Below are 18,702 nucleotides of genomic sequence, written 5' to 3' on the forward strand. Positions count from 1 at the left end.
TCCCGACAAAATTCGGGCAATTTGGATTTTCTTCTTGCGCTCGTGTTTTATGTCCCGTAATATATTTGCTCGCAGCACGGCAGTGCAGATGTCATGTGGCCCGTTCGTCTAGCGGTTTAGGACGCCGCCCTCTCAAGGCGGAGATCACCAGTTCGAATCTGGTACGGGCTACCACTTCTTTTCTGCTGAGGCTTATGGCCCGTTCGTCTAGCGGTTTAGGACGCCGCCCTCTCAAGGCGGAGATCACCAGTTCGAATCTGGTACGGGCTACCACGCATCTGATACCCGGTCTTCCCATGGAAGGCCGGGTTTTTTATTTTCAAACAACCGTCTGCAATTCCCGTTTGAACCAGAGCTTTGCGTTCTGCCTATGGCCCTTACGGGTACAATAACCAAGATATTTTGACTGTTAGAAGGAGTCTCATGACGGAGTCCTCTCAGCATACGTCTAAGCCCCAGGTCGAGGTTGAGGCCTCGGGCGGAGATGACAATAAGAGCGCACGCCGCGGCGCCATCTTTATCGGCGTCGTGCTGGTGGGTTATATCGTCTATCTGGTGGTAACCGGGCAGATGGGGCAGTTCTGGGCCGCTATGTCGAGCGTCCAGGCGCCATGGCTCGTTATCGCGTGTCTTTGCATGTTCATGTATCTGTTCTTTGGCATTGTGGCCTATGCGATCGCCGTTTGGCTCGACCCTTATTCGCCCGTCGGCATTCGCGACCTGATCTCGGTCGAGGCGAGCGGTATCTTCTTTGGCAACCTCACGCCCATGATGATGGGCTCTACGCCCGCCCAGATTTACCGCCTGACCAAAGCGGGCCAAAATGTCGGCGAGGCCGGCGCCACGCAGTTCACGCGTTTTATCGTGTATCAGTTTGGCCTTGTTGCCTGGGGCGCTATCCTATTGCTTGCTCGCATGCCGTTTTTTGCCGAGCGCTATGGCGACATGACGCTGCTGTGCGTCTTTAGTTTTGGCGGCCACTGCTGCATTCTGCTTGGCATCTTTGCCGTCGCGCTCATGCCTAAGACCGTCACGCGCGTCGCGCACTGCATTATCAATTGGCTCGAGCGAATGGGCGTCTCGGCCACCAAGATTGAGGGCTGGCGTACGTTTGTCGACGGCGAGATCTACTCTTTCTCCGAGAAGTTCAAGCTTTCAGCCGGCCACTTTTCGTCCATGCTGCTCACGGTGGTCATCACCATGCTGCAGCTCGCGTTTTTCTACCTCGTGCCGTATTTCCTGATGCTTGCCTTTGGCCACCACGAGGTCGACTTTTTCTCGGTCATGGCCGCGAGCGCCTTTGTCCAGCTGTTGAGCTCTGCGGTCCCCTTGCCCGGTGGAACTGGTGGCGCTGAGGGCGGCTTTGCATTGTTCTTGGGTCATTTCTTTGGGTCGGCTTCGACCGCCGGCTATCTGCTGTGGCGCCTCATTACGTTTATTGCGCCGACCATTTTGGCTGCGCCCCTGTTGGGCCTTAAGAGCGCCCACAACGAGAGCATCCATGCGCGCTGGGATCGCGTGATGCGCAAACTCGGCCGCACGCCTCAGACGCCCTCTGCGCCCACTAAGCCGCACCCCACGAATGCTGTTACCGTTGATCCCAAGAAGCACGCTCAGAAGGCTTCTGGGACCGCTAAGCCGGCTCATAAAGCCTATGTGCGCCAGACAGGCGACGGTATTCGCGTATCTCCGTCGGCACTCAATAAGAAGAAGCACCCTAAGTCGCAGTAGGGCAGTCGTGCGTTCTTCATATTGCCGGGCTTTTTTGTGCCGGATGGGGGATAATCCTCTTACGTAGATTATCTCTCATCTGTTGATGAATGCCCGCATATCGAAGGGACACGTCCATGGACACCAGCAAACCGCGTATTGATCGCCGTATCGTTCGCAGCCGCAATGCCATCCTTTCCGCTTTTGAGCGCTTGCTCATGGAAAAGCCGCTGGCAGACATTACGGTGAGTGCCATCGCGCGCGAGGCCAATGTCGACCGTAAAACCTTCTACGTGCACTTTGGTACGGTTGATGGCTTGCTCGATGCCATCGCCGCCGATGTGGTCGAGATGATCGTCGACTCGGTCGAAAAGACGCTTTCCACTATGGGCAGTGACCCCAACGAGCGCGCCCTTGGAGCGGCGGCTACCTTCTTTAAGACCATCAACGAGGCACTTTGCAATAACCTCGTGCTCAATCGCCAGCTGATTGAAAACATCCCGCTCGACGATTTTATGACGCGTTTGCGCGTGCCGCTCGAGCATGAGATTGCCGAGCGCGATCTGCTGCCCCAAGGTCTCAAGGACGAGATGTTCGACTACTATCTGGCGTTTTTGCTGTCGGGTATTATCGGAATCTATCGCACATGGGCGCTGTCTGACGGCTCGGTTCCTATCGAGCGCGTCTCGGAGGTCGCCAACGACCTGACTCTCAATGGCCTGTCGAGTCTGGAATCTCGCTTGGATTAGGCGCAGGCTCGAGTTCGCGAGGCGCTTGTCGGGGTGCAGCCCGATCGACCAGGCGACGAGCATCCCGCCGAAGCTGTCGATGACCGGGCTCAGGTAGACCTTCTCGCCGCCCGGGAGTCTGAACTCGGTGATGTCGGTGAGCCACAGCAGGTTGGGCTCGTCGGCGTGGAAATTCCTGTTTACGAGGTTCTCCGGCGCCTTGTAGACCTCGCCGGCGTAGGAGCTGTAGCCTGAGGATCCTTAAAAGAAAGTCCAGTTTATCCTTTCCACCCCAATTGGGAATCCTCCGATGCGCCTTCGCACGCTCGCATGACCTCGATACCGTGCGAGCGTGCGAACTCGACGAGCTCTGCGTTGCGGGCGTTAATGGTGCCGAAGGCGGCGGGGCACACGATAAGGCGCGCGCAGTGGACGAGGAGCTCTTTGGCGCGGGCTATGGTTTTATCCCCGATCGGCTCGAAGGCGCGCTCGGCCACGCATTCCGCCGCCAGGTCGCGCGCGAGCTCGCAGTCGATGTCCCCTTCGTGCAGAACGCCCGTGTAGAACGCCTTGCCCTGCCGGATGAGCTGGCGAAACACAGCCGACCCCGTACCTGCGCCGGCGATGACGAACGTGTGCGCATCGCCGTGCGGGCGCCCAATTTCCACGCTGCCGAAGCGCTCGTTGAAGGTGCCATGCTGAAGGCCGTAGAGCTCGCCAATCGTCTCGCGCGTGAATATGTCCTCGGGTACGCCGGCGCGGAAGACCCGGCCGTCCTTCACGCAAATCACCTTGTCGGCGCTTTTCTGCGCGAGCTCGAGTTCGTGGATGGACATGATGACAGCCACATTCCGCGATTTCGCAAGGTGTCGAAGTATTCGCAGCAGGTCGATCTGGTAGCGGATATCGAGATACGACGTGGGCTCGTCGAGCACGAGCACACGCGGATCCTGCGCGATGGCACGTGCGAGCATGACGCGCTGGCGTTGCCCGTCGCTTATCTGCATGAAGTCGCGCTCGGCGAGCTCTTCCACATGTGCGGTTTTCATGGCCTCGTCGACCCGACTATGGTCGTCGGGCGAGAGTGTGCCCATTCGCCCGGTGTAGGGATGCCTTCCCGCCTCTACGATATCGCGGCAGGTGAGGAGCTCGGTCCGGGGGCGATCTGTCTGCATAACGGCAAGGTTCCTTGCGAACTCCGCCGTCTTCCATCGGGAAATCTCCCGCCCGTCGAGCTCGACCGCGCCGGCAAGCGGTGCCAGATGGCGTGTGATGGTTTTCAAGATGGTCGACTTGCCCGAGCCGTTCGGCCCGATGAGCGCCACAACGTCGCCCGCGCGAACCTCCAGATCGACGCCTCCGACTACGACCTTCTTGTCGTAGCCCGCCGACAGGTCGCTTATGCGGAAAAGCGGAACTCCGTCAGCCTGCGTTTCGACCGGGGCTTCGAGGTTCGACTCCGCTCGGAGGAGTCGTTCCGCGCGCAGTTCCGCACGAGCCGAAAGTGCCTTCTGGCGCTTTCGTGCGAGCTCAGGACTGTCTAAGCATGGAATGTTCCCTCCGAGCTTTTTGGGCCGCGGCACGAATTCCCCCATCTACCTCACCCGCTTCTTCAACATGAGCGCGATAACCACCGGCGCGCCGAAGATGGCGGTGACGGCGCTGATGGAAAGCTCGACGGGAGAGAACAGCGTACGTGCGATCAAATCGCAGCCCGCGCAGAAGATGGCGCCTCCCAAGAAGCACGCAGGAATCACGCGGATGGGTTTCGACGACTTTAGCGCCGACTTCACGAGATGCGGAACCGCGATGCCTACGAACGACACCGGACCAGCGAACGCGGTCACGCAGGCGGAGAGCATGCTCGCTAGAAGGACGAGCACCACGCGGAAGCGTGCGACGTTCACGCCGACGCTTTTCGCGTAGGCTTCTCCCAGCTGGAAGGCGGAAAGGGGCTTCGATATCGCGAATACGCATGCGCTCACGGTGATCACCACGACCGCGATGACCGCCACGTCGTCCCAGCTCGAACCCGAGAAGCTACCCAAAGACCAGTTGTGCAGGTTCACGATGGACTGGTCGTCGGCGAAGGCGATGAGGAAGTTCGTCGCCGCCGAGCAGATGTATCCCACCATGACGCCCGCCACGATGAGCATGGCCATGGAACTTATGCGCCGTGCGATGAGGAGCACGAAGCCGATGGTGATAAGCGAGCCCAGAAACGCTGCGGCCACCATGGCCGGCGAGGACATGGCCTGGTTCGCGCCCAGAAGTACGATCATCGTAAGTGCGACGACGAACTTTGCGCCCGAGGAGACGCCCAAGATGAACGGGTCGGCGATGGGGTTGTTGAAAAACGTCTGCAGCAGGAACCCGGAGAGCGAAAGTGCCCCGCCGAGAAGCACGGCTGAAAGCACGCGCGGCAGGCGAATCTCCCAGATGACCTGGCTTTCCATGGAATTGGCCGCGCCGCCCGAAAGGATGCCGGGGATGTGGTCTGCGGGCACGAGCACGCTCCCGATGCACAGGTTGGCCCCGACGAGCACGATGAGGGCAACAGCGAGCAGCGCCGTCACGACGCGATACCGCGCGGCGCGCCCCGATTCGTCGTATGCCATGGAAAGTCGGCTTCTCATGGTGCTAGCCGAGCTTCCTCAGATAATGGAAGTCGCTCGCGTCATCGCCGGTGAACGCCCCGTGCAGCTCGTCGATAATGTCGGCGGTAGAAGTCATCTGCTGGTACATGTCGGCGCTTGTGACCCAGACGTTGCCGTTCTTCACGGCTTTGAACTGCGACAATAGCGCGTTTTTGCCTACGAAGTCGTTCAAGGTGGCAACCGATTCGTCGATGGTGCCGTTGTAGACGATGATGTCGGCATCCTTCGCCGTCGCGTAGAAGCGCTCCATTTCGAGCGTTACTGACGAACCTGACGTCGACGCCGTCTGCGCGTCATCGAGCGCATAGCTGCCGCCTGCAAGCTCGATCATCTGCGCCACGTAGTCGCCCGCCCGCCGCGTGACGGCGGCCCCGTTCGAGTTAATGTAGAAATACGCCACGGTTTTACCTGACGACGCGAGCCCCGACGTTTGCTCGACGCGGGCCTTCTGCTCGTTGAACAGGTGCGCGGCCTCGTCTTCCTTGTCGAACAGGACGCCGAAAAGCTTAATCCACTCGACGCGCCCGAGTGCTTCGGGCTCGCTCGACGACTGTTCGGTGAGCACGACGAGCCCGAGCTTCTGCAGCTTTTCCTTCACATCGGGCGTGTGGTTGATCATGGTGTTCTCGATGGCGAGCGTGCAGCCCGAGGCCGATATTCGCTCGTAGTCGGGCGCGCTGTACTTGCCGCCGTAGGCGATCGCCCCACTTTCGAGCGCGCTTTTGAAGCCTGCGACCGAGCAATCGTCGGCCTTCGTGCCCGACATGATGATATTGTCGTTCGCATCGAGCGCGTCGACCAGGCACATCGTCGCCGACGACACGAGGTACACCTTGTCGGCGGGGCGCCTTATGACCGCGATGTCGGAGCTCAACCCATCAGGTACCTTCGCATCTTGCGGCACCACGAGGAAACGCTCCCCATTCGAAACGCAGATAAGCCGCAGACCGCCTTCGAACTCGTCGACAGTGAAGTGCTCGGCGTATTCAAGCTGAAGCGCCCCCGTCGGCTCCCAGCCACAGCCCAAATCGGCGTTGTGGAAGTCGGCCGCGGCGCTTGAAGCCGTTCCCGCAGGGGAGCCGCCGCTTGCATCGTCGCCCGATTTCTCCTTCATGGTGGATGAGTCGAAGTGGATCGTGTAGTCGATGGTGTGCGGCGTCGACATGGCGACGGTCTCGGCCGACACGGCGATGTCCTCGTCGAGCGTGACGGGTATCTCGAACGTGGAGTTGCCGCCGTCGTTTACGGGTGCGTAGTCCACGCCGTCGACGGTCATCTTGTCGTAGTTCGAACTCGACCAGGTGATGGTCGCGGTGTAGGTGTCGCCATCCTTCACAATTGTGGTGGGTGAGGCGATGCTTGCGCGCCCTGACCCGCCGGAAAGCGAGACATTCACAGTGTATTCCTGAGAGCCCGCCGTGCCACCGGTCGCGTTCGGGCTCGCACTGCACCCCGCGAAGGGAAGCGCGAGCAGGGCGACGAGAACGCAGGTGATCGCGCGCGCCGCGATGCTGTGGCGCTTCCTGTTTTCCCCCTTGGGGAGAATCAACCGCATGGCGTTACTTCAGTGCGTCGGCGCGCAGATCGACGCCGGCGGATTCGAACACAAGCGTGCGGTCGTACCACTGCTCTTTTCTAATACTCCACGCGGCACAGGCGGTGTCCTCGTCGAGCGCATCAACGGGCACGTCGTAGGTGTACTTGCCTTCCGCGTTTTCCACATAGGGGATGAAGTCGGCCTCGCTCGCGGCGGCAGCCTCGTCGCCCGTGCCCATGAAGAGCTTGCCGTAGCCCGTGCCGGAAAGCGTCATCACGCAGTGCATGGAGCCGTTTTCCACGATGAGCTGGGCGTCCACAATCCTGAACATGTTCGAGCTGGAATCTACGGTGATCGGATAGGTGCCGTCGGCCACCTTGTCGGCGGTGATGGGGGCAGCGCTTGCGCCCTCGGTCGCATCGGCCGCCTGCTCGGTCTTTTCCTGGGAATCGGTATTGCTTGCCTTTGCGCTGTCGCTTGAATTTCCGGCGCAGCCGGCGAGCGAGAACGCGAGAAGCGCCGCCGACAGGGCGAAGACGAGGGTTTTCTTCAACATGGAGGGGTTCCTTTCAATCGCTTCTACCGCCCGCGCCGTGCGGTGGGCGGGCGGGATGCGAATGCAACGGGCATGCGCCGTCGGTCGGGGAAGGCGCATGCCCGTTGCACGGGGACGCGACCGGCGCCCCCGTGCGCGGCGAGTTTACAGCTTGGCGATGGCGTCGTCCACGTGCGAGACGTAGATGTCGTCGACCGCGGCGTTCTGTCCCAGACCCTGGAGCAGGCACGTCACTTCGAAGCCGGCGGCCACGAACTTTGCAGCCCAGCTGTCGGGGTCGGTCTCGTCTGCCATGTCGTTGTTCGCGTGGTCGCCCGCGACCACCATGAACGGCGCGAGCACGGCCTTCTTGTACCCTGCGGCGCTCGCAGCGGCGATAACATCCTCGCAGGTCGGTTCAGCCTCGACGGTGCCGACGAAGAACTGCGTCAAGCCCTCGTTCTTGAACACTTCCTGCATCTTGGCATAGTCGGCGTTGGAATCGGCTTCGGTGCCGTGGCCCATGAGGCACAGCGCCGTCTTGCCGTCGTCGAAGGACGCCATGTTCTCCTTAATGGCTGCGGCCACCTTCTTGTAGTCGTCGTCGGAGGTGAGCAGCGGGTCGCCGAGCGAGATCTTGTCGAACTTGTCGGCGTACTTGTCGAGCTCGTCTTTCACGTCGGCGTATTCCAGGCCAGCCATGAGATGCGTCGGCTGCACGACGATTTCCTTCACGCCGTCTTCCACGCAGCGGTCGAGCGCCTCGGTCATGTTGTCGATCGTGATGCCGTCGCGCTTCTTCAGTTTGTCGATGATGATCTGCGCGGTGAAGGCGCGGCGGATGTCGTAGTCCTGCCAGTACTTCTCGCGGATAGCGTCTTCGATGGCGCCGATGGTGATGTGGCGCGAGTCGTTGTAGCTCGTGCCGAAGCTCGTGACGAGGATGACCGGCTTCGCGGCCTTCTCCTTTTCACTAGATTTCTCGGAACTCGCGGAGGTGTTGGAGCAGCCCGCGAGCGCGACTCCGGCGAGCGCGACGGCTCCGGTTGCTGCGGCGCCCATGAAGCCGCGGCGTGACATCTGGTCGGACATGGTTTTTCCTTTCCTCGGTTTGCCGGTCCCCCGGCGACAGTTGCTTGTCGGCACAAGCGAAAGAAAAGCGCACCCCTCGGGGTTCACAAGGAGCTAACGCCACGGCGATGCCGTGAGGAAAAGGCGAAGCAGTCTGGCTTGGGGCGCGAGGCGGTTCGCCCGCGCGTCCTATACAGTAATGTCCCTTGCCCAGGATTCCCACCTGGTTCCCTCCGCAAGCCAGCGCGGGCTGTGCAGGCGCCGCGCCGGTCATTTCCTTTTATCCGATTGTCATATGCTCGTTGCCGAAACTTTTACTATGATAGTGGGCACTTGTGAACGTGTCAAAGCCAGCGCGGGCGGCATTGCGCCTCCTGCCTGCGTATTTGCGCCGATTGCTGCCGCAGGCGCCGTGTTTTGCCCGCTGCGCGAATGGCGGCGTAAACGGTTGCGATGAGAAACGGGAAGGGAAGGCTCGGATGATTCATATCGTTGGCGCAGGCTCGGGCGCCGCCGACCTTATCACGCTGCGCGGGGCGCGCCTTCTGCGCGCGGCCGACGTAGTCGTTTGGGCGGGAAGCCTTGTGAATCCCGAGCTGCTCGCCGAGTGCAAGGAATCCTGCGTCGTCTACGACAGCGCGCACATGACCTTGGAGGAAGTGCTCGACGTGATGTGCGCGGCAGATGCGCGGGGCGAGGAAGTGGTGCGCCTGCACACGGGCGACCCGTGCCTGTACGGCGCCATCCAGGAGCAGATGGACGCGCTCGACGCGCGCGGCGTGGACTACGAGGTGGTGCCCGGCGTGTCGAGCTTTTGCGGTGCCGCGGCGGCGCTTCGCCAGGAATACACGCTGCCGGGAATCAGCCAGTCGGTCGTGATCACGCGGCTTTCCGGACGTACCCCCATGCCCGCGGGCGAGGGCATGCGCACCATGGCGGAAAGCGGCTCGACTATGGTCATCTTCCTGAGCTCGGGTATGCTCGCCGAGCTTTCCGCCGAGCTTTTGGGCGCGGGCCGCAGCTCCGACGAGCCGGCGGCGCTCGTGTACAAGGCGACCTGGCCTGAGGAGCGCGTGGTGCGCTGCACAGTGGGCACGCTCGCCGATGCGGGCGCGCGAGAGGGCATCGACCGCACGGCGCTCGTGGTGGTGGGCCGCGTGCTCGGAGTTCGTGGCGGGCTTGCGCACATCGGCGCGCAAGCGGAGTCGTACGAGCGCAGCAAGCTTTACGACCCTTCGTTTGCCACAGGGTATCGAAAGGCGAGCAGCTAGCGTGGCCTTCGAGCACTACATATATACCGGGACGACCCGCCTGCGCTGCGGCTACACCACGGGGAGCTGCGCCGCGCTCGCGGCGAAGGCGGCCTGTGAGATGCTCTTGTCACGAAAGCCCGTCGGCCGCGTGTCGATCGTCACCCCCGGCGGGCTGCCCGTCGAGGCGAACGTGGTAGACGCATGTATCGGCGAGGGGTGCGCCCAGTGCGCCGTGCGAAAGGACGCAGGCGACGATGCCGATGTGACCGACGGCGTACTCGTGTACGCGCGCGTGGAACATGCGGGGTCGGGCACGGGCGCTGCGGGCAGCAAGGGCGTGCCCGCGCGCGAATCGGAAGTTTCCGTCGATGGCGGCGTGGGCGTGGGGCGCGTGACATTGCCCGGGCTCGAACAGCCGGTGGGGGCGGCCGCCATCAACGCGACACCGCGCGCGATGATCACTTCGGCGGTGCGCGAGGTGTGCGCCGCGCACGGCTTTTCTGGAAATATTGCTGTGACGATTTCGGTACCCGAGGGTGTTGCCCTTGCCGAAAAGACCTTCAACCCGCACCTGGGGATAGAGGACGGCATCTCCATCCTGGGCACGACGGGCATCGTCGAGCCGCGCAGCCTCGCTGCCTTGCGCGACAGCATCGAGCTCGAGATCCGGCAGCATGCGGCTATGGGGCGGCGCGGAGTCGTGCTCACGCCCGGCAACTACGGCGCGCAGTTCATCTCGGGGCATTTCCACCTAAACGGTGCGCCGGTGGTCTTCATCTCCAACTTTGTGGGCGATGCGATTGATTGCTGCGTTCGCGAGGGATTTACCAATGTCCTTCTTGTGGGACACATCGGCAAGCTGGTGAAGGTCGCGGGCGGCATCATGGACACCCATTCGCGTACCGCCGACTGCCGCGCGGAGATTCTGGCCGCCCACGCGGCCTTGGCCGGCGCGGGCGCGAAGACCGTGCGCGAGATCATGTCGTCGGTCACGACCACGGCGGCGCTCGAGGTAATCGAGGCCGCCGGCGTGGGGGACGCTGCGCGCGCCTCGCTCGCTGCGGCAATCGAGGACAGGTTGCGCCGCCGCGCGGCGGGCGCATGCGACATCGCCGCGGTCGTGTTCGACGCCGAGCGCTGTGAGCTTTTCCGCACGTCGGGCGCCGATGCAGTTATCGGGGAATTGGGGGCGACGTATGAGTAAAGGCGTGCTGTACGGGGTGGGCACGGGGCCTGGCGACCCCGAGCTGCTCACGATCAAGGCCGTCCGCACAATCGAATCGTGTCCGGTCATCGCCGCACCGCAGACGGCGGACGGGGTCATGGTCGCGCTCGACATCGTGCTCGGCGCCGTCGACCTTACAGGCAAGACGGTGATCCCCGTGCGATTCTCGATGACGCGCGACGCCGAGCGCCGCGCGGCCGAGCATGCCTCGCTTGTTCGCGAGCTTGTCGCGCACCTGGATGCGGCCCGCGACGTCGCGCTGCTGAACCTGGGGGACCCAAGCATCTACGCCACCTTCCAGCGCATAGCGCCCGACGTGCGCGCCCGCGGGTTCGAGGCGCGCGCCATTCCCGGCGTGCCGAGCTTCTGCGCGGTCGCCGCAGCGCTCGAGCGCGACCTCACGCCCGAGATGTCGTCGCCTCTGCACATCGTGTCCGGCGGCTACGACGACGTGCGCCGCGCAATCGGCTGGCCGGGGACGAAGGTGGTCATGAAGGCGCGCCGCTCGCTTGCGGACACGAAGCGCATCCTTCGCGAGGAGGGCGCCTTCGACGGTTCCGAGCTCGTAGAGGACTGTGGGCTTCCGGGCGAGCGCGTGTACCGCTCGCTCGACGATGTGCCCGATCGGGGCAGCTACTTCTCGACGATGGTGGTGCGCTAGATGAGGGTTTCCTGCATAGCGTTCACTGAGAGGGGATATGCGTTGGCGGAGCGCACCGCACGCGCGCTTTCCGATTGCGCGCAGACAGGTGAGGATGACCCTGGCTGGGACGTTTCCGTTTCGCGCGGGTTCGGCGAGGGGAAGGCCGACCTGCGCGCATGGACGGCGCTCGCGTGGGAAGCGTCGGACGCGCTTCTGTTCGTGGGCGCGGCGGGCATCGCCGTGCGGGCGATCGCGCCGCATGTCGCCTCGAAGGCAACCGATTCCGCGGTTGTGGTGATCGACGAGGCGGGGCGCTTTGCCGTCCCACTTTTGTCGGGGCATTTGGGCGGTGCGAACGAGCTTGCGCAAACTGTGGCACGCGCGGCAGGGGCCATCCCCGTCATCACCACGGCGACCGACGTCCGCGGCGTGTGGGCGGTGGATACGTGGGCGCGCTGTGCGGGGCTCGCTGTTTCGAATCCCGAGGCTATCAAGCGAGTGTCGGCACGGCTGCTTTCGGGCGGGCGCGTGGCGCTCTATTCCGACATGCCGATTTCGGGACAGCCGCCTGAGGGGGTTGACATTGCGTCCGACCGCGCTCGGGCCGATATCGTCGTGTCGCCGTTCGCTGGCGCGAATGCAGGTGCGTCCGTTCGCGCGGCGGAGACAACGGGCGAGGTCGTACCCGCCGGTGAGACGGGGAAGCCGGCGGGCGTGCGGGCTCAGGCGCCTGCGCCCGAGCCGCTTCGCCTTGTCGTGCCCTGCATCGTTGTGGGCATAGGGTGCCGCCGCGGTGCGTGCGCCGAAGCGATCGGGGAGGCGTTTCTTCTCGCGTGCGGGCAGGCGGGTATCTCGCCTTCGGCCGTGTGCGAGGCGGCGACGATCGACGTGAAGGCGCGCGAGGAGGGTCTGCTCGCCTTCTGCCGCGCGCGCAATATCCCGCTCGCGACGTATTCCGCAGAGGAGTTGTCGCAGGTCGAAGGCAGCGTTTCGCCATCTGATTTCGTGCGCGCGACGGTGGGAGTCGACAACGTGTGCGAGCGCGCGGCGCTCGCGGACGGGGGCATACTTATCTTCCCGAAGCTCGCTCATGGCGGCGTGACCGTCGCGTTTTCCAAGGTAACTATCGAACTTTCGTTTAAGGAGCGGTGATGGGAAAGCTCTTCGTGGTGGGGATCGGCCCGGGCGGCCCCGACGGCATGACGATTGCGGCTCGGCGCGCGCTCGAGGCGGTCGACATCGTTGTGGGGTACACGAAATACGTGGAGCTTGCGCTCGCCGCCGTGCCCGACGCGGCGCATCTCGCGACGCCGATGATGCACGAGGTCGAACGGTGCCGCGTGGCGCTTTCGCGCGCGCAGAGTGGAGAAGCGGTGGCGCTCGTGTGCAGCGGTGACGCGGGCGTGTATGGCATGGCGAGCCCCGTGCTGGAGCTTGCGGAGGACTACCCCGATGTAGACGTGGAAGTTATCGCCGGGGTCACCGCGGCTCAGAGCGGGTCGGCGGTGCTCGGCGCCCCGCTTGCCCACGATTTCGCGGTCGTGTCGCTTTCCGACCTGCTCACGCCGTGGGAGGTCATCGAGCGCAGGCTCGCCGCCGTGGCGAGCGCCGACTTCTGCATCTGTTTGTACAACCCGCGCAGCAGAAAGCGCGCCGACAGGCTCTCGCGCGCGGCGAAGATTATGCTCAAATGGAAGGCCCCCGACACGCTCTGCGGTTGGGTACGCAACATCGGGCGCGAGGGGCAGCAATCGGGCATGTGCAGGCTCTCCGATCTGGGGGAGTTCGACGCCGACATGTTCACTACCGTGTTCGTCGGCAACGCGGACACAAAGCGCGTAGGCGGCCGTATGGTCACGCCGCGCGGGTATCGGGAGATTCCATGCGAAAGATAACGATCATCGGGGCGGGGCCCGGAAACCCCGACTTGCTCTCGCGCGCGGCGCGCGAGGCGATCGACATCGCCGACGTGGTCATCGGCGCTCATCGCGCGCTTGTCGGCATCGACGTGCCGCCCGACGTGGTGAGGTGCGAGCTCGTGAAGACGGCGGACATCGTCGCCGCGCTCACCGATGCGGCGTCGTGGCAGCGCGCCGTGGTCGTGATGACGGGCGATGTGGGGCTGTTCAGCGGCGCGCGCCGCCTGGTGGAGGCGCTCTCCGGCGACGCGCAGGTGGACGTGCGCGTCATTCCCGGCATAAGCTCAGCGTCGTATCTCGCCGCGCGCCTCGCGCGTCCATGGCAGGATTGGCGCTTCGTGAGCGCTCACGGCGTGGCGTGCGACATTGTGGCCGAGGCTGAGCGCGCAGGTGAGCTCTTCCTCGCCACGTCGGGCGGGGAAGACCCCTCGCGGCTTTCGGGCGAGCTTGTGCAGGCGGGCTTCGGGGACGCGCGCGTGACGGTGGCCGAGCGCCTGTCGTACCCCGACGAGCGCATCACCTGCGCGACCGCAAGTGAAATCGCAGGTCAGACGTTCGACGACTTGAACGTAATGCTTATCGAGCCCGCAGGCGGCGCCGGGTCGCCTGCGGGCTCTAGCGCAGCCTCCGAGGCGCCGGCCGGCGCGTCTGCGCCCGCGACGGCTTCTTCCGCGGCGGACTCTGCGGGCGCATCCCGCGCCGCGAGCCCCCGCTGGCCGTACGCTTCCTCGGGCATTCCCGACGAGCTCTTCATCCGCGGCGACGTTCCCATGACCAAGCAGGAGGTGCGCGCCGTCGCGCTCGCGAAGCTGCGCCTTACCGCGACCGACACCGTGTGGGATGTCGGCGCCGGCACGGGGAGCGTGTCGATCGAGGCGGCGCTCGTCGCGCGAGCGGGGTCGGTATGGGCGGTCGAGCGCAACGCGGCCGGCGTGCGGCTCATCCGAGAGAACGCGGATGCATTCGGGTGCGGCAACGTGCATGCGGTCCCCGGTGTCGCCCCCGAAGCGCTCGCGAAACTGCCCGTCCCCGACGCCGTGTTCGTCGGCGGGAGCGCGGGCGAGCTTCCCTCCATCGTGGAGGCGGCGCTCGAGAAGAACTCACAGGTTCGCCTGTGCGTGCCATGCGTCACCGTTGAGACGCTCACCGAGGCGTGCGCGCTCCTCTCGGGTTCGCGCTTTAAGGGGTTCGAGGCGTGCCAGGTGTCGGCCGCCCGCGCCGAGACTGTAGGCTCGCACCATCTTATGAAGGCGCAAAACCCCGTGTTCCTCGTCAGCGCGCGTGGTGCGGGCGCGGATGCCGAGGAGCTTGCCGAAGTCGGGACGCTTGCTGAGTTGCCTGTCGGGGAGGACCCCTCTACCGAGGGGAAACCATCCGTTGAGGTGGTCTCGCTTGCTAACTGCAACGCCGCAGGTGGGGAAGGCGGTGCCCGGTGAGCACGTCCATCCCTCGCGTCATGGTCGCTGCGCCCTCGAGCGGGAGCGGCAAGACGGTCGTCACGTGCGCGCTCCTGCGCGCGCTCGCGCGCCGCGGCCTTGCATGCGCGGCCTTCAAATGCGGCCCCGACTACATTGACCCGCTCTTTCATCGCCGCGTCGTGGGTGCGCGCTCGGGCAATTTAGACGGCTTTTTCACCGACGCCCCGACGCTGCGCGCCCTGCTCGCACGCGGCGCCGCGGGCGCGGATGTCGCGGTGCTCGAGGGGGTCATGGGCTTCTACGACGGCATGGCGCCCGGCGTGGCCGACGCGAGCAGCTACCAGGTTGCGCGCGACACGGAAACGCCGGTCGTTTTAGTGGTGAACGGGCGCGGGGCGTCTTTATCGCTCGCCGCCGTAATCCGCGGCATCGCCGAGTTCCTGCCTTGTGCGAACGTGCGCGGCGTCGTGCTGAACAAGACGAGCGCCGCTGCCTGCGCCTACGCGGCGCCTGCGATCGAGAAGCACACGGGCGTCGCGGTTTTGGGGAATATCCCCGCCGACGAGACGTTCTCGCTCGAAAGCCGGCATCTGGGGCTTGTGACCGCCGACGAGGTCGAGCAGCTCTCCGCGCGCATCGACAAGATGGCCGAGCTGGTGGAAAAGAGCGTCGACGTCGACCGCTTGCTTGAAATAGCGGCGACGGCACCCGATATCCGCGAGGAACCTTACCGGTCGGAGCCGATCGCGGGAGCGCGGCCCATCGTCGCCGTCGCGCGTGACGAGGCGTTCTCGTTCTACTACGAGGAGAACCTGCGCGCGCTCAAGGATCTGGGTTGCGAGCTGGCCTTTTTCAGCCCCCTGTGTGATAGCGAGTTGCCCCGGGGGACAAGCGCCCTCTATCTGGGGGGCGGCTACCCGGAGCTCCATGCGCGGCAGCTCTCCGAGAACGCGCCGATGCGCGAGGCGGTGCGGCACGCGGTGGAATCCGGCATGCCGACGGTCGCCGAATGCGGTGGGCTTCTGTACCTGCAGCGCGAAATCGCCGATAGCGAGGGGCGGCGCTGGCCTGTTGCGGGCGCCCTTGAGGGCGCAAGCGAGAACGGGGGAAGGCTGTCCCATTTCGGGTACGTGGAGCTTACTTCCCAACGCGACGGGCTCTACGGGCCGCGCGGCACACGCATCCGCGCGCACGAGTTCCACTACTGGCAGTCCACCTGCCCGGGCGGCGACTTTTGGGCGCAGAAGCCCCGGCGCGACAAGGGCTGGCCGTGCATGACGACCACCCCGTCCCTGGTGGCGGGCTTCCCGCATGTGTACTATCCTGCGAACCCCGATGTTGCGCGCGCGTTCGCGTCTGCCGCAGCGTCGTTCGCAGAGAGGAGGCGGCATGGCTGAAGCAACCGAAACCGCGCTTGCCTGCATCCGCGAGGAAGTCGAGCGCGCGTTCTCGTCGGCGCCGGGCGCCGTGCTCGAAGCCGCGCTTTCCCGGATCGCGCCCGCAGACGAGTGCGCCCGTGCCGCCGCGTACGCCGCGTGGGACTCCATCGCGCACCCCTTGGGGGGATTGGGCGACTTTGAAGACGCCGTCGCGCGTATCGCCGCAGCTCAGGGGAGCGCCGAGGTTGCCGAGTTTCCCCGTGCGCTCGCGGTATTCTTCTCCGACAACGGGGTCGTTGCCGAAGGCGTGTCGCAAAGCGGGCAAGATGTGACGCGAGCCGTCGCGCGCAACATGTGCGAGGGGGCCGCGAGCGCCTGCCGCATGGCGGCGTTCGCGGGTGCCGAGGTCGTGCCCGTCGACGTGGGTATGGCCCGGGGCATAGAAGACGCGCGCATGGTGCGCGCGAACGTGCGGCGGGGGAGCGGCAACATCGCGCACGGCCCCGCTATGTCTCGCGATGGGGCCGTGCGCGCGATCGAGGTCGGAATCGCCGTCGCGTGCGGGCTTGCCCGCGCCGGCGTGCGCCTTCTCGCCGCGGGCGAGATGGGCATCGGCAACACGACCACCTCGGCGGCGGTGGCCGCAGTGCTCATCCGGGCGGACGCGCGGAGCCTTGTCGGGCGCGGCGCGGGGCTCTCGGACGCCTCGCTCGCGCGCAAGCGCGACGTGGTCGAGCGCGCTATCGACGCGAACTCGCCCGATCCCGCCGACCCGATCGACGTGCTCTCGAAGGTGGGCGGCTTCGACATCGCTGCGATGTGCGGCTTCTACCTGGGGGCCGCGGTCTCGAAGGCGCCGGCGCTCCTCGACGGGGTCATATCCTGCACGGCGGCCCTGTGCGCGGCGCGCCTGTGCCCCAACGCCTTGGGCTACCTCGTGGGCACCCACGCATCAAGCGAACCCGCAAGCCGGGAGCTCCTTCGCGAGCTCGGCATAAAGGCGCCCCTCGACGCAGGCATGCACTTGGGCGAGGGCACGGGCGCCATGGCGTATCTCCCCCTTCTGGATTCGGCGCTGCGCGTGTACCGGGATGGGAAGACGTTCACGGCGACTGGCATGGCTGCTTACGAGCATTTCGAGGCCGGGAAATGACGGTGACGCTCGTCATCGGCGCCGCCGCGAGCGGCAAGAGCGCCTACGCCGAGTCCCTGTGCCTCGGGCACGACGGCCCTCGCGTGTACCTGGCAACGATGGAGCCCTTCGGGGAAGAGGGCGCCCGCCGCATCGCGCGCCATCGGGCGCTGCGCGAGGGCAAGGGGTTTTCCACCCTCGAGCGAACGCGTGACGTGGGCGCCGCAGTGTCCGGGCTTCCGCGCGGCTGCACGCTTCTTTTGGAGGACGTGGGCAACCTGGTTGCGAACGAGCTTTTCGCGGAAGGCGGCTTGTCCCCACGTGACCCCGACGCTGCGGCGCGCGAGGTGCTCGGAGGCATCGAACGGCTCGCTCAGGCCGCTGCGTATACGGTGGTGGTCACCGTCGACGTGTTCGCCGATGGGATGCGCTACGATGAGGGGGCCGAGGCATGGAGGCGCGCGCTCGCGCGCGTGAACGCGGGCGTGGCGGCGCTGGCCGACCGCGCAGTCGAAGTGGTATGCGGGATTCCCGTGTGGATGAAAGGTGAAGGACCTACAAGGTGAAGATAACAGAGGCAATCGGCGCGGCGTTCGGAACGTTCTCGCGCATCCCCGTCCCGAAATCGGCCTGGACCAATTTCGGGTCAACCCATGCGCTTGCCGCGTTTCCCCTGGTGGGTCTTGCGGAAGGGTTCCTCATGACGGCGTGGGGACACGTTGCGAACCTGCTCGGCGTGCCCGCGACCATCGTCGCGGCCGTGCTCGTGGCGCTGCCTGTGGCGGTGACGGGAGGCATCCACCTAGACGGGCTCTGCGACACCTCCGATGCGCTTGCAAGTTGGGCCCCGCGCGAGCGAAAGCTCGAGATCATGCACGATCCGCGGGCGGGCGCCTTCGGGGTTATCGGTGTTGTTGTGTACCTTATTCTGCAGTTTTCCCTGTTCACCGCGCTGCCGCTTACGGCGGGGGCGTTCCTCGCGCTTCTGTGCTCGCTCGTGTTCTCCCGCGCGCTTTCGGGACTCGCCGTTGAATGCTGGCCTGCCGCGCGGGCGGACGGCATGGCCGCGGGGCTCTCGCCTGCGAAGAAGCGCGCGGCGATCGTCGTGCCGCTTTGCGCTTTCGCTGCGGCTTCGGCTGCAGGGATGGTCGCGTGCGCTCAGGCCGTCGGCGCCCTTATGGCGGTGACGGGGCTTTTGGCGCTCGCGTGGTACCGCCATGTTGCCCTGTCCCGCTTCGGCGGGGTGACGGGGGATTTGGCCGGATGGTTTCTGCAATGGGCCGAGCTCGCGATGCTTGCCATGCTGGTGGCGGGGGGCATGCTCCTATGATGCTCGTGGTAGGTGGCGCGCATTCGGGGAAGAGGACCTTCGTGCGCGAAAAACTCGGGTTCGCGGCGGACGATTTCGTCGACGCGGCGCAGCTTGCGGAGGGCGGCGTGCCCGCGGCTTTTGCCGGCCGCGTCGCATACCGTGCTGAGGAACTCGTACGCGCGC

Annotated in this window: 17 protein-coding genes, 2 tRNA genes and 1 pseudogene; 14 read left to right on the forward strand and 6 right to left on the reverse strand. The window is 65.0% G+C overall.

Features of this window, described 5'->3' with window-relative positions:
• Positions 1–97 precede the first annotated feature (97 nt).
• From DW211_RS04400 to DW211_RS04415, 4 genes are all read left to right on the forward strand, one after another.
• Positions 98–174 (forward strand) — tRNA-Glu (locus DW211_RS04400).
• Between the two features lie 22 nt (positions 175–196).
• A tRNA-Glu gene (locus DW211_RS04405) sits at positions 197–273 on the forward strand.
• A gap of 150 nt (positions 274–423) precedes the next feature.
• Positions 424–1,731 carry a lysylphosphatidylglycerol synthase transmembrane domain-containing protein gene (locus tag DW211_RS04410; RefSeq protein WP_118259451.1) on the forward strand — a complete coding sequence of 436 codons (1,308 nt, stop codon included), beginning with the start codon at positions 424–426 and terminating at the stop codon, positions 1,729–1,731.
• 116 nt (positions 1,732–1,847) lie between these two features.
• Complete coding sequence (locus DW211_RS04415) at positions 1,848–2,459, forward strand: TetR/AcrR family transcriptional regulator (RefSeq protein ID WP_158568490.1); 612 nt, start codon at positions 1,848–1,850, stop codon at positions 2,457–2,459.
• 3 nt (positions 2,460–2,462) lie between these two features.
• On the opposite strand, the pseudogene DW211_RS10285 reads toward DW211_RS04415, so the two are convergent.
• The 6 genes and pseudogenes from DW211_RS10285 to DW211_RS04445 form a co-directional block, all read right to left on the reverse strand.
• A pseudogene (locus tag DW211_RS10285) lies at positions 2,463–2,687 on the reverse strand (DDE-type integrase/transposase/recombinase); the annotation flags it as partial.
• A gap of 29 nt (positions 2,688–2,716) precedes the next feature.
• On the reverse strand, positions 2,717–4,033 hold the full coding sequence (locus DW211_RS04425) for an ABC transporter ATP-binding protein (protein ID WP_118259455.1): 1,317 nt from the start codon (positions 4,031–4,033) through the stop codon (positions 2,717–2,719).
• Positions 4,034–5,056 carry an iron ABC transporter permease gene (locus tag DW211_RS04430; protein WP_118259456.1) on the reverse strand — a complete coding sequence of 341 codons (1,023 nt, stop codon included), beginning with the start codon at positions 5,054–5,056 and terminating at the stop codon, positions 4,034–4,036.
• 22 nt (positions 5,057–5,078) lie between these two features.
• Positions 5,079–6,650 carry an ABC transporter substrate-binding protein gene (locus DW211_RS04435; protein ID WP_147357240.1) on the reverse strand — a complete coding sequence of 524 codons (1,572 nt, stop codon included), beginning with the start codon at positions 6,648–6,650 and terminating at the stop codon, positions 5,079–5,081.
• A gap of 4 nt (positions 6,651–6,654) precedes the next feature.
• Positions 6,655–7,188, reverse strand: a complete 534-nt coding sequence (locus DW211_RS04440) for a hypothetical protein (protein WP_089571779.1) — start codon at positions 7,186–7,188, stop codon at positions 6,655–6,657.
• Between the two features lie 144 nt (positions 7,189–7,332).
• A complete protein-coding gene (locus DW211_RS04445) occupies positions 7,333–8,259 on the reverse strand; it encodes a sirohydrochlorin cobaltochelatase (protein ID WP_118259460.1) in 927 nt (308 codons plus the stop codon).
• A 458-nt stretch (positions 8,260–8,717) separates the two neighbouring features.
• Between DW211_RS04445 and cobM the strand changes: the two genes are divergently transcribed.
• From cobM to cobS, 10 genes are read left to right on the forward strand one after another with little or no spacing between them, the layout of a single operon-like run.
• Complete coding sequence (cobM, locus tag DW211_RS04450; RefSeq protein ID WP_118259462.1) at positions 8,718–9,509, forward strand: precorrin-4 C(11)-methyltransferase; 792 nt, start codon at positions 8,718–8,720, stop codon at positions 9,507–9,509.
• Between the two features lies 1 nt (position 9,510).
• Positions 9,511–10,695 carry a cobalt-precorrin-5B (C(1))-methyltransferase CbiD gene (gene cbiD / locus DW211_RS04455; RefSeq protein ID WP_255413170.1) on the forward strand — a complete coding sequence of 395 codons (1,185 nt, stop codon included), beginning with the start codon at positions 9,511–9,513 and terminating at the stop codon, positions 10,693–10,695.
• Positions 10,688–11,377 carry a precorrin-2 C(20)-methyltransferase gene (gene cobI, locus DW211_RS04460; protein WP_117637722.1) on the forward strand — a complete coding sequence of 230 codons (690 nt, stop codon included), beginning with the start codon at positions 10,688–10,690 and terminating at the stop codon, positions 11,375–11,377. The genes cbiD and cobI overlap by 8 nt, the downstream gene beginning before the upstream one ends.
• Positions 11,378–12,511, forward strand: a complete 1,134-nt coding sequence (locus DW211_RS04465; protein ID WP_117637723.1) for a cobalt-precorrin 5A hydrolase — start codon at positions 11,378–11,380, stop codon at positions 12,509–12,511.
• Positions 12,511–13,254 (forward strand): precorrin-3B C(17)-methyltransferase, encoded by a 744-nt coding sequence (cobJ, locus tag DW211_RS04470; RefSeq protein WP_118259464.1) that lies wholly within the window; start codon positions 12,511–12,513, stop codon positions 13,252–13,254. Before DW211_RS04465 ends, cobJ begins: the two co-directional genes overlap by 1 nt.
• Positions 13,242–14,714, forward strand: a complete 1,473-nt coding sequence (cbiE, locus tag DW211_RS04475; RefSeq protein ID WP_118259466.1) for a precorrin-6y C5,15-methyltransferase (decarboxylating) subunit CbiE — start codon at positions 13,242–13,244, stop codon at positions 14,712–14,714. The genes cobJ and cbiE overlap by 13 nt, the downstream gene beginning before the upstream one ends.
• Entirely contained in the window at positions 14,711–16,093 is a 1,383-nt protein-coding gene (locus tag DW211_RS04480) for a cobyrinate a,c-diamide synthase (protein WP_233540942.1), read from the forward strand. Before cbiE ends, DW211_RS04480 begins: the two co-directional genes overlap by 4 nt.
• Complete coding sequence (gene cobT, locus DW211_RS04485) at positions 16,086–17,228, forward strand: nicotinate-nucleotide--dimethylbenzimidazole phosphoribosyltransferase (protein WP_118259467.1); 1,143 nt, start codon at positions 16,086–16,088, stop codon at positions 17,226–17,228. The genes DW211_RS04480 and cobT overlap by 8 nt, the downstream gene beginning before the upstream one ends.
• Positions 17,225–17,773, forward strand: a complete 549-nt coding sequence (locus tag DW211_RS04490) for a bifunctional adenosylcobinamide kinase/adenosylcobinamide-phosphate guanylyltransferase (RefSeq protein ID WP_118259469.1) — start codon at positions 17,225–17,227, stop codon at positions 17,771–17,773. The genes cobT and DW211_RS04490 overlap by 4 nt, the downstream gene beginning before the upstream one ends.
• Positions 17,770–18,537 (forward strand): adenosylcobinamide-GDP ribazoletransferase, encoded by a 768-nt coding sequence (gene cobS, locus DW211_RS04495; RefSeq protein WP_118259471.1) that lies wholly within the window; start codon positions 17,770–17,772, stop codon positions 18,535–18,537. Before DW211_RS04490 ends, cobS begins: the two co-directional genes overlap by 4 nt.
• The last annotated feature ends 165 nt before the right edge of the window (positions 18,538–18,702 follow it).

The organism is Collinsella sp. AM18-10, assembly GCF_003471585.1.
In the GTDB taxonomy this organism is placed as follows: domain Bacteria; phylum Actinomycetota; class Coriobacteriia; order Coriobacteriales; family Coriobacteriaceae; genus Collinsella.

Coding starts and splice junctions, on each gene's coding strand:
- DW211_RS04410 (WP_118259451.1), top strand. CDS start 424: ATGACGGAGTCCTCTCAGCATACGTCTAAGCCCCAGGTCGAGGTTGAG.
- DW211_RS04415 (WP_158568490.1), top strand. CDS start 1,848: ATGGACACCAGCAAACCGCGTATTGATCGCCGTATCGTTCGCAGCCGC.
- DW211_RS04425 (WP_118259455.1), bottom strand. CDS start 4,033: ATGGGGGAATTCGTGCCGCGGCCCAAAAAGCTCGGAGGGAACATTCCA.
- DW211_RS04430 (WP_118259456.1), bottom strand. CDS start 5,056: ATGGCATACGACGAATCGGGGCGCGCCGCGCGGTATCGCGTCGTGACG.
- DW211_RS04435 (WP_147357240.1), bottom strand. CDS start 6,650: ATGCGGTTGATTCTCCCCAAGGGGGAAAACAGGAAGCGCCACAGCATC.
- DW211_RS04440 (WP_089571779.1), bottom strand. CDS start 7,188: ATGTTGAAGAAAACCCTCGTCTTCGCCCTGTCGGCGGCGCTTCTCGCG.
- DW211_RS04445 (WP_118259460.1), bottom strand. CDS start 8,259: ATGTCCGACCAGATGTCACGCCGCGGCTTCATGGGCGCCGCAGCAACC.
- cobM (WP_118259462.1), top strand. CDS start 8,718: ATGATTCATATCGTTGGCGCAGGCTCGGGCGCCGCCGACCTTATCACG.
- cobI (WP_117637722.1), top strand. CDS start 10,688: ATGAGTAAAGGCGTGCTGTACGGGGTGGGCACGGGGCCTGGCGACCCC.
- DW211_RS04465 (WP_117637723.1), top strand. CDS start 11,378: ATGAGGGTTTCCTGCATAGCGTTCACTGAGAGGGGATATGCGTTGGCG.
- cobJ (WP_118259464.1), top strand. CDS start 12,511: ATGGGAAAGCTCTTCGTGGTGGGGATCGGCCCGGGCGGCCCCGACGGC.
- cbiE (WP_118259466.1), top strand. CDS start 13,242: ATGCGAAAGATAACGATCATCGGGGCGGGGCCCGGAAACCCCGACTTG.
- cobT (WP_118259467.1), top strand. CDS start 16,086: ATGGCTGAAGCAACCGAAACCGCGCTTGCCTGCATCCGCGAGGAAGTC.
- DW211_RS04490 (WP_118259469.1), top strand. CDS start 17,225: ATGACGGTGACGCTCGTCATCGGCGCCGCCGCGAGCGGCAAGAGCGCC.